This is a genomic window from Allobosea massiliensis (assembly GCF_042655245.1).
Lineage (GTDB): Bacteria > Pseudomonadota > Alphaproteobacteria > Rhizobiales > Beijerinckiaceae > Allobosea > Allobosea massiliensis.
Genome location: NZ_JBHSLU010000003.1, coordinates 26097 through 40740, shown reverse-complemented (window position 1 = coordinate 40740; position 14644 = coordinate 26097). Strand labels below are relative to the sequence as shown.

Here is a 14644-nt window from a genome sequence, read left to right as displayed (position 1 = left end):
GTTCGCCCCTTCCCGGCCTCAGGACGCATCGCTGACGAACTGCCCCCACGGGAAGCAAACCCGATGAGACGGCCTCGTTCGCGATCAGGATTGGATACCGGAATGAGCTTCGATCGGCAGACGACCCTGCGGGCCCCCGTGACCTTGACCGGCATCGGCGTCCATTCCGGAGCTCCCGCCACGATCTGCCTCAAGCCTTCCAGCGTCAATTCCGGCATCGTTTTCCTGCGCCAGGGCATCGAGGATGCGCCGGCGCAGTTGATCCATGCCAAGCATACCAAGGTGAGCGCCACCGAGCTGTGCACGGTCATCGGTGACGGCGCCTCGGCGTCGGTCGCGACCATCGAGCATCTGATGTCGGCCTGCGCCGGTCTCGGGCTCGACAATGTGCTGGTCGAGATCGACGGGCCCGAAATGCCGATCATGGACGGCAGTGCCGCTGAATTCGTCGCCGCGATCGAGGCGACGGGTCTCGTCGGCCTTTCCGCCGCGCGCCGCTATCTGCGGGTCCTGCAGCCGGTGCGCGTCGAGCATGGCCGCGCCTTCGCCGAGCTGCTGCCCGCCAAGAGCGGCTTCCGTCTGGATGTCGAGATCGACTTCGACACCAGCGTGATCGGCCGCCAGCGCAAGGTCTTCGATCTCGAGGCCGCGGCCTATTCCAAGGAAATCTCGCGCGCCCGGACCTTCGGCTTCATGCGCGACGTCGAGCAGCTCTGGAAGGCCGGTTTTGCGCTCGGCGCCTCGCTGGACAACACCGTCGCCGTGGGCGACGACAAGGTGATCAATCCCGAGGGGCTGCGCTATGGCGACGAGTTCGTGCGCCACAAGGTCCTCGATGCGATCGGCGATCTCGCGCTCGCCGGCTATCCCATCATCGGCGAGTTCCGCTCCTATTGCGGCGGCCACCGGATGAATGTCCGCATTCTGGAAGCTCTGTTCGCCGACCGCGCCAATTACGCGATCGTCGAGGCCGAGCCGGTTTATGCCGCTCCGCGCGCCGTCCAGATGGCGGCTGCCGCTCCGGCCGCCTTCGCGCCGGACGTGCACTGAGCCGTCCGTACGACTGCGCCTTCCTGTCGCCGGTTTTCTGTCGAATAGACGTCGTCATAGCCGCGGGCGCTTGCTTTCGGCAGTGGCGCGGCTTCGGCGTCTGAGGTAAGGCATGCTTCCCCAGGAGCGGGGACGAAGACATGAGGACGGACGACGTGAGCGTCATGCGGCTGAACAACCCGACATCCAAGCGCACCGGATCGATGGCGCGGGGCACCGCCCTCGCGCTGGGCGCCGCCCTGCTGCTCGGCGGCTGCGACACGGTCTCCTCGCTCAATCCCTTCGACCGGCCCGAGGTCTACAAGCCCGAGGTCAAGGAGATCGTCCCGGCGGACAGGCTCTACAACGAGGGTTTGGCCCGTCTGCAAAACGGTGACAGCGAAGGCGCGGCCAAGAAGTTCGATCAGATCGACAAGGAGGCGCCGTTCTCCCCCTATGCGCGCAAGGGGCTGATCCTCGCGGCCTATACGAACTATCAGGCCTCGAAGTGGGAGGAGACGATCACCGCCTCCAAGCGCTTCATCGCGCAGAACCCGGCGAGCCCCGATGCTGCCTATGCGCAGTATCTGATGGCGATGTCCTATTACAACCAGATCCCGGATGCGACGCGCGATCAGGAGCGGACGCAGCTGGCCATCGCCGCCTTCGAACAGCTCATCCAGCGCTATCCCAAGTCGGAATATGTGCTCGACGCCAAGGAGAAGCTCCTGGTGGCGCGCGACCAGCTCGCCGGCAAGGAGATGAATGTCGGACGCTTCTATCTCGAGCAGCGCAACTACACCGGCGCGGTGAACCGTTTCCGCGAGGTCATCATCAAGTACCAGACCACGAGGCATGTCGAGGAGGCGCTGATGCGCCTGACCGAAGCCTATATGGCGCTCGGCATCACCAACGAGGCGCAGACCGCCGCCGCGGTCCTCGGTCACAACTTCCCGGACAGCCCCTGGTACAAGGACGCCTATGTCCTGCTGGAGAGCGGCGGACTGCAGCCGCGCGAGAATCGCGGCTCCTATATCAGCCGGGCCTTCCAGGGCTTCCAGCGCGCGGTGGTGGGCGTCGTCGGGTTCGGCGGCCGCTCCTGACCGCTCACCCGAGGGTCGCCCGCGCATGCCCCTCCTCCTGAGTCTGCGCTGACCGCCATGCTCGTCCAGCTGTCGATTCGCGACATCGTCCTGATCGACCGGCTCGATCTGACATTTCGCGACGGGCTCAGCGTACTCACGGGCGAGACGGGCGCCGGCAAATCCATTCTCCTCGACGGATTCGCACTAGCCTTGGGCGGGCGCGGCGATGGCGGCCTCGTGCGCCATGGCGAGGCGCAAGGGCAGGTCAGCGCGGTCTTCGACCTGCCGGGCGACCATGCGGCGCGGAAATTGGCAGAGGCCCAAGAGATCGACACCGACGGCGACCTGATCCTGCGCCGCGTGCAATATGCCGACGGTCGCACCCGTGCCTTCGTCAACGACCAGCCGGTCAGCGTACAGATTCTGCGGATGATCGGCGCTGCGATCGTCGAGATTCATGGCCAGCATGACGACCGGGCCCTGACCGACCCGGCGCAGCATCGTGTCATTCTGGACGGTTTCGCCGGGCTCGAAGCGCAATCCGAATCGGTCGTCGCCGCCAGCGAAACGCTCAAGCGCGCGCGCCAGGCCCTGCAGGCGCAGCGCCTGCGCGTCGAGGCGGCGCGCAAGGAGGCGGATTTCCTGCGCCATGCCGTCGCCGAACTCGGCAAGCTCGCGCCGCAGCCCGGCGAGGAGGAGGCGCTCGCCGCCCAGCGCCAGGGCATGATGCAGGCCGAGAAGGTCGCCCGCGACCTGATCGACGCGCATGAAGCGGTCGCCGGGCAGGGCTCGCCGATTTCCGCGCTCTCGGCCGTCCTGCGTCGCCTCGAGCGCCGGGCCGGACAGGCGCCTTCGCTGATCGACCCCTCGCTCGCCGCGCTCAACACCGCGATCGTGGCGCTGGAGGAGGCGGGCGAGGCGCTGGCCGCCGGGATGCGCGCGGCCGAATACGATCCGCGCGAGCAGGAGCGTATCGAGGAGCGGCTGTTCGCGCTGCGCGGCGCCGCGCGCAAATACGACGTGCCGGTCGAGGGGCTGGTGCCGCTGGCGCAGAGCATGGCGGCCGATCTCGCCGCGCTCGACGACAGCGAGATTTCGCTCGGACGGCTGGAAGAGGATCTCGTCCGGGCCGAGGCGGCCTATGTCGGGCTGGCGGGCAAGCTCTCCGCCGCCCGCCAGAAGGCGGCGGCAAAGCTCGACGCCGCCGTGAAGGCCGAACTGCCGCCGCTCAAGCTGGAGCGCGCCCGCTTCATCACGCGAATCGACAGCGACGAGACGGCGCGGGGCCCGGAGGGTTTCGACCGCGTCGAGTTCTGGGTCGAGACCAATCCGGGCACGCGGCCCGGCCCGATGATGAAGGTGGCGTCCGGCGGCGAGCTCTCGCGCTTCATGCTGGCGCTTAAGGTCGTGCTGGCCGAGCGCGGCTCGGCCCCGACGCTGGTCTTCGACGAGATCGACACCGGCGTCGGCGGCGCCGTTGCGGACGCGATCGGCGAGCGGCTGGCGCGGCTCGCCGGCAAGGTCCAGGTGATCTCGGTGACCCATGCGCCGCAGGTTGCCGCCAAGGCCGCCCAGCATTTCCTGATCGCCAAATCGGCGCTGGCCGGTGACGCCGCCTCGCGCACCGTGACGAGGGTGACGGGGCTGGAAGACCAGGCGCGGCGCGAGGAGATCGCCCGCATGCTGGCCGGCGCGAGCATCACCGAAGAGGCGCGAGCGGCTGCGGGGCGGTTGCTGGAGGCGGCCGGGGTGCGGGGGTGAAGAAGGCGGCCCTGATTTTCGCGTTGTGCGGGCTGGTCGCCCTGCTCTGGGCCTCCGCGGTCAAGACCCCCCATCACGCCTACCGCCTGACGGTGTCGGTCGAGACGCCACAGGGCGTGAAGAGCGGTACCAGCGTCGTCCATGTCTTCATGGACACGAGGAAGGGCTTGCTGCCGAACACCGGCGGTGGCACCGCGATCTGGGGCGACGCGATCGTTCTCGATCTGGGTGATGGCAAGAATGTCGTCGCATTGCTCGCGCCGGATGACATCGCCCTGAAGGCCTTCGGTCGCGCTGGCCGAAGTCTGATGCCGGACGAGGTCAAGTCGTTGACTGGAGAGGTCGTGTTGAATCGCGTTCTGGTCCCGACCGTCGTGACGTTTCCCGATCTGAACGATCCGGCAGGCGCAACCATCGTTTACGGTGTCCGGTGGCGTGACACGCCTCCGCAGGGTGTCGCTCCCGATTACATCGATGATTTCAGGGCCGTTCTGGGCGTCGGCTACGGCTTCCGGTCCGCCACCATCGAATTGGTTCCTGGTGGGATATGGCCATTGAACCTTGTTGGACTAACTGGCTTGCCAGTGACGAGAGGGGTCGAGAAGAGAATCCCTTTTCTCGCAAGCCATCGCGAGCAGCTATACAGGCAGTCGTCGCAGCTTGGTCGCTATGTACCTATGCTGGGACATTTCGTGAGATGAGTGGTTCATCGGCGTCCTTGCCAAAGGATGCGTTGCGTGACGGTAGGCTGCAACCACTCACCGCCCTGGAATGAACTGCGCGTCGCTGATGGTGAAGGCGCCCTGCGCTGAGGCGGCCGTGAACTCCAGCGCGCCGCGGCAGCCGGCGGCCGCCGGGCGCCTGCTGGAGGCGGCCGGGGTGCGGGGCTGAATCCGCTCAGGCGGCCGGCACCAGTTCGAAGACGTCGCCGACACGCCTCACAGTCTTGAAGCCGTCGACATGGCCGCCGGAGACGACCCAGCCATGGTCGCCCGCCCGCCCGAGGATGTCGCGACGGGTCGCGACCGCGACCGCGCCGTCGAGATCGAAGACGAGGCCAACCTCGGGGTCGGCTGCCTGCAACGTCTCCAGATGGACCGCATCGCCCCAGAGAAGTAGGTCGCGCCCGCCATTCTCGATCAGATAGCCGCTCTGGCCGTGGGTATGGCCCGGCAGCGGGATCAAGGTCACCCTCGGAATGACGTCTCCGGTGGTTCCGATGGCGTCGATGCGATCCGGGTAGAGGCGCAGGAGCGTCTCGGCGATGGCGAAGCCGCCGCGACGGTTCTCGGGCGTGCTGAGGCGCTTCTCCGCGTCCGTGAAGAAGCTGAGCTCCGTGGCCGGAACGAGGACGCGCGCATGGGGGAAATAGGCCGCCTCGCCATCGAAGAGGCCGAGCGCGTGGTCGCCATGGAGATGCGTGATCAGGACGCGATCGATGCTCTCGCGCGTCAGGCCGAGTGATTTGAGGGCGGTCCGCGCATGGCCATAGGCCTCGCCCCAGGCCGTGCCTGTGCCCGCATCGACGAGGGTGATGCCGCCGGGGCCGCGCAGGAGGAAGCAGTTGACGACGATCCGCAAGGTCGGCCGGCCCCAGGCCGCGATGGCGCCGTCGCGCGCGGCCGGGCCGGCGGCGTGTGTCAGCACGTCGATGGGGGCCTCGTAGAAGCCGTCATGCAGAATCGAGACCTCGTAGAGGCCGAAGCGCCGCGTCTGCTGATCCATGAAGGCCGTCCCCGTTCCGCGGGATCCCGATCACAGCGCGCGGCGGCTCGCCTTGGCAAGGCGCGACTCCGGACGGTCGCCATGTGCCTCAGTTCTGCGGGATGAACTGTGCGTCGCTGATGGCGAAGGTGCCCTGTGCGGAGGCGACCGTGAACTCCAGCGCGCCGCGGCCGCCGGCCGGCGCCGCGGCCGCGGCAGGCTTCGTGCAATGGCGCTCGAGATAGCTGATGGTGTCCTGCGGCATGCCGGTGTCGTCGAGGCGAACCGTGGCGCTGGCGTCGCGGGCGAGGCCGCCGCGGGCGATGGTGAAGCCGGACACGGTGACGTTCTCGACGCGAATGAAGAGCCCTGCGAGTTCGGCGCGGCGCTGCCTGACCTCGGCCAGCGTCATCATCTGGGCGCCGTCCTGGGCATGAGCCTGAGCGCTCGCCGCCAACACCCCCGCCACGATCGCCCACCGCATCCGCATCGTTCTCCCCGCAAGCGGCGGCGGGATGGCGCGACGGGACCTGAGTCGTCAAGGGTGCTGCCCTCACTTCATCCGCGCCGTCCTTGCGGGTCTTCGCTCCGCTCGCCCGGAAGGACGGTTCGGGTGAGGGGAGCGGGCGCATTCGCCCTCAACTGCCATCACGGTTTCTTTCCGTCGGCTTTTGCGCTATGAGCCCCGCAATCGATGGCTGCGCCTCGCGCCCGTCGCCGACATCCTGCGCCGTCATTCCGATTCCGCGCCGTAACCCTAGGCCCTCTGTCCCATGTCCTTCCTGACCTCGAGTGCGCCGCTCGCGCGCGCGCTCGCCGAACGCAATTATTCCGAACCCACGCCGGTGCAGAGCGCCGTGCTGGAGGAGGCGGCCGCCGGCCGCGACCTGCTCGTCTCGTCGCAGACGGGCTCCGGCAAGACCGTCGCCTATGGCCTCGCCATCGGCGCGACGCTGCTCGGCGAGGCGGAAGCCTTCGGCCGGGCCGGCCAGCCGCTCGCCCTGATCATCGCGCCGACGCGCGAACTGGCGCTGCAGGTCCAGCGCGAGCTCGCCTGGCTCTACAAGCACGCCAATGCCCGCATCATCGCCTGCGTCGGCGGCATGGACCCGCGCCGCGAGGCCGCCCTGCTGGATGAAGGTGCCCATGTCGTCGTCGGCACGCCGGGCCGTCTGCGCGACCATATCGAGCGCCATCGCCTCGACGTTTCGGCGCTTAAGGCCGTCGTGCTCGACGAGGCCGACGAGATGCTCGATCTCGGCTTCCGCGACGATCTCGAATTCATCCTGAAGACGGCGCCGGCCGAGCGCCGCAGCCTGCTGTTCTCGGCGACGCTGCCCAAGGCGATCATCCAACTCGCCAAGAGCTACCAGAACGATGCGCTGCGCATCGAGGTCGCGGGCACGCCCGGCGGCCATGCCGACATCGAGTATCGCGCCATCCGCTGCTATCCGAAGGAAGCCGAGCTCGCGGTCGTCAACCTGCTGCGCTTCCACGATTCGCCTTGCTCGCTGGTGTTCTGCAACACCCGCAACGCGGTGCGCCATCTCGAGGCGATCCTGCTGGAGCGCGGTTTCTCGGCCGTGGCGCTCTCGGGCGAACTCTCGCAGAGCGAGCGCAATTCGGCGCTGCAGGCGCTGCGCGACGGCCGGGCGCGCGTCTGCGTGGCGACCGACGTCGCCGCGCGCGGCATCGACCTGCCGGGCCTGACGCTGGTGATCCATGCCGAACTGCCCAACGATCCGGAGGTGATGCAGCATCGCTCCGGCCGCACCGGTCGCGCCGGCAAGAAGGGCACCAGCGTGCTGCTGGTGCCGCCGTCGCGCCGCCGCAAGGCAGAGATGCTGCTGGCCGAGGCCAAGGTCGAGGCCGTCTGGGCCGGCCCGCCGACGCAGGACGAAATCCGTGCGCTCGACCAGGAGCGGCTTCTGAGCGACCCGATCCTGACCGGCGAGCCCGGCGAGGTCGATGCCGCGATGGTCGAGGCGCTGCTGGCCGGCCGCACGGCCAACGAGATTGCGGCCGCGCTGGTGCGGATCTATCGCGCGCGCCTGCCGGCTTCGGAAGAGGTCGGCGACCCGAATTATGCGCGCGACGAGCGCCGTCCCGCCCGGGCGCGCGAGGATTACGCGCCGCGCGAAGGCGCGCGCTTCGGCGAGCACCGCGAGGGCAGCCCCCGGGCGGACGGTCCCCGCAAGGCCGGCCCGCGTGGTGACACGGTCTGGTTCCGCCTCAGCGTGGGCCGCAAGGATGGCGCCGACCCGCGCCAGCTGCTGCCGATGCTGTGCCGCCGCGGCAAGATCACCCGCGACGAGGTCGGCGCGATCCGCATCTTCGACAAGGAGACCAAGGTCGAGATCGATGCCGATGTCGCCGAGCGCTTCTACGAGCTGGCGAAGGCCGTCGACCGCGACAAGATCGCGATCGAGCCGGTGACCGGCGAGGAGGAGCGCCGCCCGGCCAAGCCCTTCGCCGAGAAGGCGAGCCACGCGCCTGCGCCCTATAACAAGCCCGAGCGCGACGGCGAGGCGCGTCCGGCCCGGGCCTATGAGAAGAAGCCCTACGACAAGAAGCCTTACGAGAAGAAGCCCTATGAGGGCGGCGACCGGAAGCCCTACGCCAAGAAGGCCTATGAGCCGAAGCCCTACGAGGCCCGGCCCGAAGCCAAGCCTTACGAGGGCGGCGAGAAGAAGCCCTATGAGGGCAAGAAGAAGGCCTATGAGGGCAAGTCGAAGCCCTTCGGTGCGGGAAAGGCCTATGATCCGGTGCGCAGCGACCGCGAGGCGCTGGCGGACCCGAACGTGTCGTTCCGCGGCGGCCCGAAGCCGCGCCTCGACAAGCCGGCCGGCGACAAGCCCTCTGGCGAGAAGAAGCCCTATGCGCCGAAGCCTTTCGGCGCCGGTAAGTCGGGGGCCGGCAAGTCCTTTGCGGGCAAGTCCTTTGCGGGCAAGGCGCCCTTCAAGGGCAAGAAGCCGCGCTGAGGCGGCCGGCGCCGGCGCGCCCGGCGCCTCCTGACTGCCTCAGCGCAGGCCGAGGAAGGACAGGATGGCCAAGACGACGACGATCAGGCCGACGATGTAGATGATGCTGTGCATGGACGAAGCCCCCGCTGTCGCGGCTGGGCCTGGCCCTGCCGCTCTGGTCGATGATGGGCAGGAAACCGCGCTTTTGCGCGAAAGTTCCCTGCCCACAGGGGGCTTGCATCGCCTCAGCCGTCGACGACCTTGCGGTAGAGATGCCAGCTCGCATGGCCGAGCACGGGCATGACCACGATCAGTCCGACGAGCAGCGGCAGGCAGCCGAGCACGAGCAGGCCGGTCACCATCAGACCCCAGATCATCATCACGCGCGGATTGCGCTCGACCGCGGCGATCGAGGTCCGCACTGCTGTCGCGACATCCACCCGACGGTCGATGATGTGCGGGAAGGAGACCACCGAGATCGAGAAGGCGACGATCGCGAAGAGCAGCCCGACCGAATTGCCGACCACGATCATCGTCCAGCCGTCGAAGGTCGTGAAAACGGCGCGCAGGAAGTCCCAGGTCGAGACGTCGGCGGGCAGGCCGAGCAGCCCCTGGTAGATCAACCAGGCGCAGCCCAGCCAGGCGATGAAGAGCCCGGTCAGCATCGCGCCGAGAAGCAGGATCTGGCCGATCGCCGGCGAGCGCAGCAGGGCGAAGGCGTGTTCCCAGCTCGAATCGAGCTGGCGCTCGCGCCGCCGGCTGATCTCGTAGAGCGCGATCGCGGCAAAGGGCCCGAGCAGGGCGAAGCCGCCGAGCAGCGGAAACAGCAGCGGGAAGATGTTGAAGCTCACCGTCGCCTGCGCCAGCAGCACGCCGATGACGGGGTACATCAGCGCGACGAAGGCGAGGTGGCTCGGCTGCGCCTTGAAATCCTCCCAGCCGAGACGCAGGGCGTGGCGCAAATCGGCGGTGGTGATCGTGTTGACGCGCGGCAGGGCGGGGGCATCCTCCCGCGGAACGCTGTGCAGATGGACGTCGAGATTGGCCATGGCGTGTCTCCCGGTTGCGGCCCGGTTCGCCTTGCAGCCCTTTGACGCGATCCTTGGGTCAACGGCCGATAGGCGTCGAGCTTCCAATTCCCAGCGATTTCAGGATAGCGCAGAACGGACGCGTTGTCGCAGGGGGCGGGAACACGAAAGCGGGATGAGGCGAGGGGTAGCACTGCTGCCCTTTTTCGACGCGGGCTTCTCGCCTAATGAGAGCGCATGAACGAGCCCGCAGAGATCCCCGTCGAGCAATTGACCTCCCGCCAGGCCCGGGCCGAGCACAAGCGGCTGGCCGAGGCGGTGGAGGCCGCCGACATCGCCTATCACCAGAACGACGCGCCGGAGATGGACGACGCCTCCTATGATGCGCTGCGGCGAAGGCTGGTGGCGATCGAGGCGGCGTTCCCGGCGCTGAAGGCGGCGTCCACGGTCAGCGCCAAGGTCGGCGCCAAGGCGTCGGGCAAATTCGCCAAGATCCGCCATCGCGTGCCGATGCTCTCGCTGGACAACGCCTTCACCGACGAGGCGGTGGCCGAGTTCGTGCAGCGGGTGCACCGCTTCCTCGGCCGCAGGGACGAGGAGCCGATCGCCTTCACCGCCGAGCCCAAGATCGACGGGCTGTCGCTGTCGCTGCGTTATGAGAAGGGTGCGCTCGTCCACGCCGCGACGCGCGGCGATGGCGAGGAGGGCGAGGACGTCACGGTCAACGCCCGCACCATTGCCGAGATCCCGCAGACACTGGCCGGGCCGGATGTGCCGGCCGTCGCCGAGGTGCGCGGCGAGGTCTATCTGGGCCATGCCGATTTCGCGGGGATCAACGAGCGCCAGCGCGAGAAGGGGCTGCCCGAATTCGCCAACCCGCGCAATGCGGCGGCGGGTTCGCTGCGCCAGCTCGACGCCACAATCACCGCCTCGCGGCCGCTGCGCTTCTTCGCCTATGCCTGGGGCGAGATGCCGGAGCTGCCGGCGCCCACCCAATCGGGCGTCGTTCAGGCGTTCGGGCGCTGGGGCTTCCGCACCAACCCGCTGATGAAGCGCTGCGAGAGCGTCGAGGACCTGATCGCGCATTACCGGCTGATCGAGAGCCAGCGCGCCACGCTCGGCTACGATATCGACGGCGTGGTCTACAAGGTCGACGAACTCGCGCTTCAGGCGCGACTCGGCTTCGTCTCGCGGGCGCCGCGCTGGGCGATCGCGCACAAGTTCCCGGCCGAACTCGCGACGACCGTCCTGGAGGCGATCGAGATCCAGGTCGGCCGCACCGGGGCGCTCTCGCCGGTGGCGCGGCTGTGCCCCGTGACGGTCGGCGGCGTCGTCGTCACCAATGCGACGCTGCACAACGAGGATTACATCCGCGGCTACGATTCCAAGGGCGAGCGCATCCGCGACGGCGAGCCACCCGACATCCGCGTCGGCGACACGGTGACGGTCAAGCGCGCCGGCGACGTCATCCCGCGCGTGGCGGCGGTCGATCTGAGCAAGCGACCGGCGGATGCGAAGCCTTATGCGTTCCCGACGCTGTGCCCCGCCTGCGGCAGCCATGCGACGCGGGAGATCAATCCGCGCTCCGGCAAAGAGGATGCGGTGCGCCGCTGCACCGGCGGGCTGATCTGCCCGGCGCAGGCGGTCGAGCGGCTGAAGCATTTCGTCTCGCGCGACGCACTCGACATCGACGGGCTCGGCGACAAGCAGATCGAGTTCTTCCACGGCGATCCCGACCTGCCGGTAAAGGAGCCGGCCGACATCTTCACGCTCGCCGCGCGCGACGGCGCCAATCTCAAGAAGCTGAAGGACAAGGAGGGCTTCGGCGCCCAGAGCGTGGCCAAGCTCTTCGCCGCGATCGAGGAGCGCCGGACGCCACCGCTCAACCGCTTCATCTTCGGGCTCGGCATCCGCCATATCGGCGAAACCAATGCCCGCCTGCTGGCGCGTCACTACGGCTCCTTCGAGGCGCTGCGGGCGGCGGGGCTGGCGGCGGCCGACCCGGCCTCGCCCGAGCGGCAGGAACTCGACGCGATCGACGGTGTCGGGCCCACCGTGGTCGAGGCGCTGACCGACTTCTTCGGAGAGCCGCATAATGAGGAACTGCTCGACCGGCTTCTGGCGCAGGTGACGCCGCAGCCGCTGGAGGCGGTGGCGTCCGCCAGCCCTGTCGCCGGCAAGATCGTGGTCTTCACCGGCGCGCTCGAGCGGATGACGCGCGACGAAGCCAAGGCGATGGCGGAACGCCTCGGGGCGAAGGTCGCGGGCTCGGTGTCCTCCAAGACCGACCTGCTGGTGGCGGGGCCGGGCGCGGGCTCGAAACTGAAGGATGCGCAGAAGCACGGCGTTCAGGTGATCGACGAGGCCGGCTGGTTCGATCTCGTCGGGGGCTGAGGCCTTCGTCGTTGGCCCGTCCGGCCGATCGCCCAGGCTGATGCGCGCGATCACTTTTCTTCAAGACGCTCCCGGCGCGATCGGGTTTAACCTCGCGCCATGGATCTGATCACGCAGGAACAGGCGCTGGCCGAGACGCCGCTGAAGGCGGGCGAGCGGGCGCATCTCTTCGCCGCCCGCCGCTTCGACGGGCTGGAGTTCCTGGCGGCGACCTTCCGCACCCATGCCTATGCGCCCCATGCCCACGACACCTATGCGATCGGGACCATCCTGAGCGGATGCGAGGTCTGGCATGCGCGCGGCCGGAAGCTCTATGCCGGCCCCGGCGATCTCGTGATGAACCAGCCGCTCGACGTCCATGACGGGGCGCCGAGCGAGGGCGGCTATCGCTACCGGATGAGCTATCCCGGCCTCGATCTGATGCAGGAGCTGGCGGCTTCGCTGACCGGGCGCGAGAGCGTCGGAACGCCCTTCTTCCGCAAACCGGTCGTGCATGATCCGGAAGGGGCGGCGCAGTTTGCCGCGGCCCATCGCCTGCTGGAGGAGGGGGCGGATGCGCTGGCCGGCGAGGAGGCGCTGCTGCGGGCCTTTGCCGCGATGCTCGCGCGCCATGCCGATCTCGGCCCGCGCTCCGTCGGGCGCGAGCCCGGCCCGGTCGACCGTGCACGGGCGCTGATCGAGGCCCGCCACGACGAGGACCTCTCGCTGGCCGAGATCGGCGCCGCGGTCGGCCTGCCGCGGCATCATCTCATCCGCGCCTTCCGGGCCGAGACCGGGTTGACGCCGCATGCCTTCCTCGTCGATGTCCGCGTCAGGCGGGCGCGCGAGCGGCTGCGGCGGGGCGAGGCGCCGGGCGCGGTCGCGGCCGCCACCGGGTTCTGCGATCAGGCCCATCTCACCCGCGCCTTCAAGGCCCGGCTCGGCGTCACGCCCGGCGCCTTCCGCGCCGCCCATCTCTCCTGAAGGCTTCCTCCATGTCCTCCACGCGAGACGATGCCCTGCGGGGCCTGCGCGACATCGCGCCCGCTCTGCTCGCGGCGGTGCCGATCGCGCTGCTGTTCGGGGCGCTCGCGGCCGGAAAGGGCCTGTCTCCGCTGGAGACGTTCGCGATGGGCGCGCTCGTCTTCGCCGGCGGGGCGCAGTTCGCGGCCGTGGAACTCTGGGCGACGCCGGCGCCGATCGGTGCGATCGTCTTCTCGACGCTGCTGATCAATGCCCGCCATGTGCTGATGAGCGCTTCTCTCGCGCCGAAGCTCGCAGGCTTCTCGCGCGCTCAGACCGCGATTGGACTCTACTACATGGCCGACGAGAACTGGGCGCTGGCCGAGACGCGGGCGCGCAGCCACGCGCTGACGCCGGCCTACTGGTTCGGCATGCTCGTGCCCTTCGTAGTCTGCTGGTGCGCGACCTCGACGCTCGGCGCCCTGGTCGGTGCCGCGCTGGGCGATCCGCGCCGCTTCGGGGCGGATTTCGCCTTCACCGCGCTGTTCATCGCGCTGGTCGCCGCCTTCTGGAAGGGGCGGGTGACATTCTGGACCGTGGCGGCGGCCGGCCTCGCCTCGGCCCTCACCTACCGGCTGATCGGGCCGCCCTGGCATGTGCTGGCGGGCGCGCTCTGCGGGCTCGCCGCCGCCTGGCTCGCGGCCGGGGAGGTCGAGCCCGTGCCGGAGGCTCGCCCGTGACGCTCGACCCGCACAACCTCCTCGCCATTCTCGGCATGGCGCTCGCGACCTATGCGACCCGCCTCGCCGGGCTCGCGCTCGCCGGCCGGCTTCAGCTCTCGCCGCGCGCCCAGGCGGCTTTCGACGCGATCCCGCCGGCCGTCCTCGTCGCCGTCATCGCGCCGAGCGCGCTCGCCACAGGCTGGCCGGAGACGGCCGCCGCGCTGCTCGCCGCGCTCGCCGCGACGCGGTTGCCGCTGCTCGGCGTGGTCGTTGTCGGTGTCGCGGCGGTGGTGGCGTTGCGGGCGCTCGCCTGACTTACTCGCGGATGATCGGGTTGACCGCGATCACCATGCCCTGACCACTCACTGCCAGGTTGTAGCTGCGCGAGAGGGCGGCCTTGAGCTGAGGCTCCGCGACGGCGATCTTGGCCTTGATGTCGGCGGAGGCGCCGCTATCCGCCTTCCGCCGCAGCACGATGTCGCCGGTCTTGATCGACAGGATCTGGTAGCGGGCCCAGTTCTCGCGCGAGATGTTTTTGCGCCAATGGCTGCAGTCGCGTTTGAAGGCCCGGTCGGTGAAGAGGGTCTGCGCTTCCTGATAGGTGATGCTGCGATCGACGACATTGGTCAGCTTGTATTCGAAATGATCGCTGAAGTTGCCGCCGAGGCCGAGATTGACGAAGATGTTCTTGATGCCGCTGACGGCGCCGCTGGCCTCGAGCTTGAAGCTGAGATCGAGGTCCGACTGCCTGGCATCGACCGGCAGCACGGCGTAGCGCTCCAGATTGACCTCGCAGAGACGCTCCAGATTGACGGGACGGGACCGGTCCTCCGTCGCCTGCTCGCGGGCGAAATAGAGCGAGCCGACATTGATGCCGGCGCGCGCGGGCCGAAGTTCACGCCCTCCGATGTCCGGGGAGACAGAGCCCGGCGGCGAGGTCGCACAACCGGCCGCCAGAAGTCCGCATGCGATCGAGAGAAAATGCCTGGTCATGGTCGCCCCCGCCTGAGAATGGC

13 protein-coding genes are annotated in these 14644 nt (G+C 68.8%); 9 read left to right on the top strand and 4 right to left on the bottom strand.

Going from position 1 to position 14644, the window contains the following annotated elements:
* Window positions 1-102: 102 nt before the first annotated feature.
* From lpxC to ACFPN9_RS00430, 4 genes are all read left to right on the top strand, one after another.
* Entirely contained in the window at window positions 103-1050 is a 948-nt protein-coding gene (gene lpxC / locus ACFPN9_RS00445; RefSeq protein ID WP_066722228.1) for a UDP-3-O-acyl-N-acetylglucosamine deacetylase, read from the top strand.
* 164 nt (window positions 1051-1214) lie between these two features.
* Window positions 1215-2132: an outer membrane protein assembly factor BamD gene (locus ACFPN9_RS00440; RefSeq protein WP_066722267.1), complete on the top strand. Its 918-nt coding sequence runs from the start codon at window positions 1215-1217 to the stop codon at window positions 2130-2132.
* A 57-nt stretch (window positions 2133-2189) separates the two neighbouring features.
* Window positions 2190-3875, top strand: coding sequence for a DNA repair protein RecN (gene recN, locus ACFPN9_RS00435; RefSeq protein ID WP_066722230.1), 1686 nt, complete (start codon window positions 2190-2192; stop codon window positions 3873-3875).
* Window positions 3872-4576, top strand: a complete 705-nt coding sequence (locus ACFPN9_RS00430; RefSeq protein WP_066722232.1) for a hypothetical protein — start codon at window positions 3872-3874, stop codon at window positions 4574-4576. Before recN ends, ACFPN9_RS00430 begins: the two co-directional genes overlap by 4 nt.
* A 196-nt stretch (window positions 4577-4772) precedes the next feature.
* Here ACFPN9_RS00430 and aidB read toward each other — a convergent pair whose 3' ends face one another.
* The gene (gene aidB, locus ACFPN9_RS00425; RefSeq protein WP_066722235.1) at window positions 4773-5600 is read right to left on the bottom strand and encodes an AidB family quorum-quenching N-acyl homoserine lactonase; all 828 of its coding nucleotides are present in this window, start codon (window positions 5598-5600) and stop codon (window positions 4773-4775) included.
* An 88-nt stretch (window positions 5601-5688) separates the two neighbouring features.
* Window positions 5689-6069 (bottom strand): hypothetical protein, encoded by a 381-nt coding sequence (locus ACFPN9_RS00420; RefSeq protein ID WP_377814905.1) that lies wholly within the window; start codon window positions 6067-6069, stop codon window positions 5689-5691.
* 283 nt (window positions 6070-6352) lie between these two features.
* Between ACFPN9_RS00420 and ACFPN9_RS00415 the strand changes: the two genes are divergently transcribed.
* Window positions 6353-8560: a DEAD/DEAH box helicase gene (locus tag ACFPN9_RS00415; protein ID WP_066722239.1), complete on the top strand. Its 2208-nt coding sequence runs from the start codon at window positions 6353-6355 to the stop codon at window positions 8558-8560.
* A 227-nt stretch (window positions 8561-8787) separates the two neighbouring features.
* Here the strand turns inward: ACFPN9_RS00415 and ACFPN9_RS00410 are convergent, their stop codons facing one another.
* Entirely contained in the window at window positions 8788-9591 is an 804-nt protein-coding gene (locus ACFPN9_RS00410; RefSeq protein WP_067253426.1) for a DUF2189 domain-containing protein, read from the bottom strand.
* A gap of 216 nt (window positions 9592-9807) precedes the next feature.
* On the opposite strand from ACFPN9_RS00410, the gene ligA reads away from it, so the two are divergent.
* The 4 genes from ligA (at window position 9808) to ACFPN9_RS00390 (ending at window position 13942) form a co-directional block, all read left to right on the top strand.
* The gene (gene ligA / locus ACFPN9_RS00405; protein ID WP_377814902.1) at window positions 9808-11964 is read left to right on the top strand and encodes an NAD-dependent DNA ligase LigA; all 2157 of its coding nucleotides are present in this window, start codon (window positions 9808-9810) and stop codon (window positions 11962-11964) included.
* A gap of 99 nt (window positions 11965-12063) precedes the next feature.
* A complete protein-coding gene (locus ACFPN9_RS00400) occupies window positions 12064-12927 on the top strand; it encodes an AraC family transcriptional regulator (protein ID WP_082735474.1) in 864 nt (287 codons plus the stop codon).
* An 11-nt stretch (window positions 12928-12938) separates the two neighbouring features.
* Window positions 12939-13646 carry an AzlC family ABC transporter permease gene (locus ACFPN9_RS00395; RefSeq protein ID WP_066734466.1) on the top strand — a complete coding sequence of 236 codons (708 nt, stop codon included), beginning with the start codon at window positions 12939-12941 and terminating at the stop codon, window positions 13644-13646.
* Window positions 13643-13942 carry an AzlD family protein gene (locus ACFPN9_RS00390; protein ID WP_066734463.1) on the top strand — a complete coding sequence of 100 codons (300 nt, stop codon included), beginning with the start codon at window positions 13643-13645 and terminating at the stop codon, window positions 13940-13942. Before ACFPN9_RS00395 ends, ACFPN9_RS00390 begins: the two co-directional genes overlap by 4 nt.
* 1 nt (window position 13943) lies before the next feature.
* Here the strand turns inward: ACFPN9_RS00390 and ACFPN9_RS00385 are convergent, their stop codons facing one another.
* Complete coding sequence (locus ACFPN9_RS00385) at window positions 13944-14621, bottom strand: hypothetical protein (protein ID WP_066734460.1); 678 nt, start codon at window positions 14619-14621, stop codon at window positions 13944-13946.
* Between the last annotated feature and the right edge of the window lie 23 nt (window positions 14622-14644).

Bases quoted from the DNA above. Each gene is read 5' to 3' on its own strand.
- lpxC (WP_066722228.1), top strand. From the start codon at position 103: ATGAGCTTCGATCGGCAGACGACCCTGCGGGCCCCCGTGACCTTGACC.
- ACFPN9_RS00440 (WP_066722267.1), top strand. From the start codon at position 1,215: ATGCGGCTGAACAACCCGACATCCAAGCGCACCGGATCGATGGCGCGG.
- recN (WP_066722230.1), top strand. From the start codon at position 2,190: ATGCTCGTCCAGCTGTCGATTCGCGACATCGTCCTGATCGACCGGCTC.
- aidB (WP_066722235.1), bottom strand. From the start codon at position 5,600: ATGGATCAGCAGACGCGGCGCTTCGGCCTCTACGAGGTCTCGATTCTG.
- ACFPN9_RS00420 (WP_377814905.1), bottom strand. From the start codon at position 6,069: ATGCGGATGCGGTGGGCGATCGTGGCGGGGGTGTTGGCGGCGAGCGCT.
- ACFPN9_RS00415 (WP_066722239.1), top strand. From the start codon at position 6,353: ATGTCCTTCCTGACCTCGAGTGCGCCGCTCGCGCGCGCGCTCGCCGAA.
- ACFPN9_RS00410 (WP_067253426.1), bottom strand. From the start codon at position 9,591: ATGGCCAATCTCGACGTCCATCTGCACAGCGTTCCGCGGGAGGATGCC.
- ligA (WP_377814902.1), top strand. From the start codon at position 9,808: ATGAACGAGCCCGCAGAGATCCCCGTCGAGCAATTGACCTCCCGCCAG.
- ACFPN9_RS00400 (WP_082735474.1), top strand. From the start codon at position 12,064: ATGGATCTGATCACGCAGGAACAGGCGCTGGCCGAGACGCCGCTGAAG.
- ACFPN9_RS00395 (WP_066734466.1), top strand. From the start codon at position 12,939: ATGTCCTCCACGCGAGACGATGCCCTGCGGGGCCTGCGCGACATCGCG.
- ACFPN9_RS00385 (WP_066734460.1), bottom strand. From the start codon at position 14,621: ATGACCAGGCATTTTCTCTCGATCGCATGCGGACTTCTGGCGGCCGGT.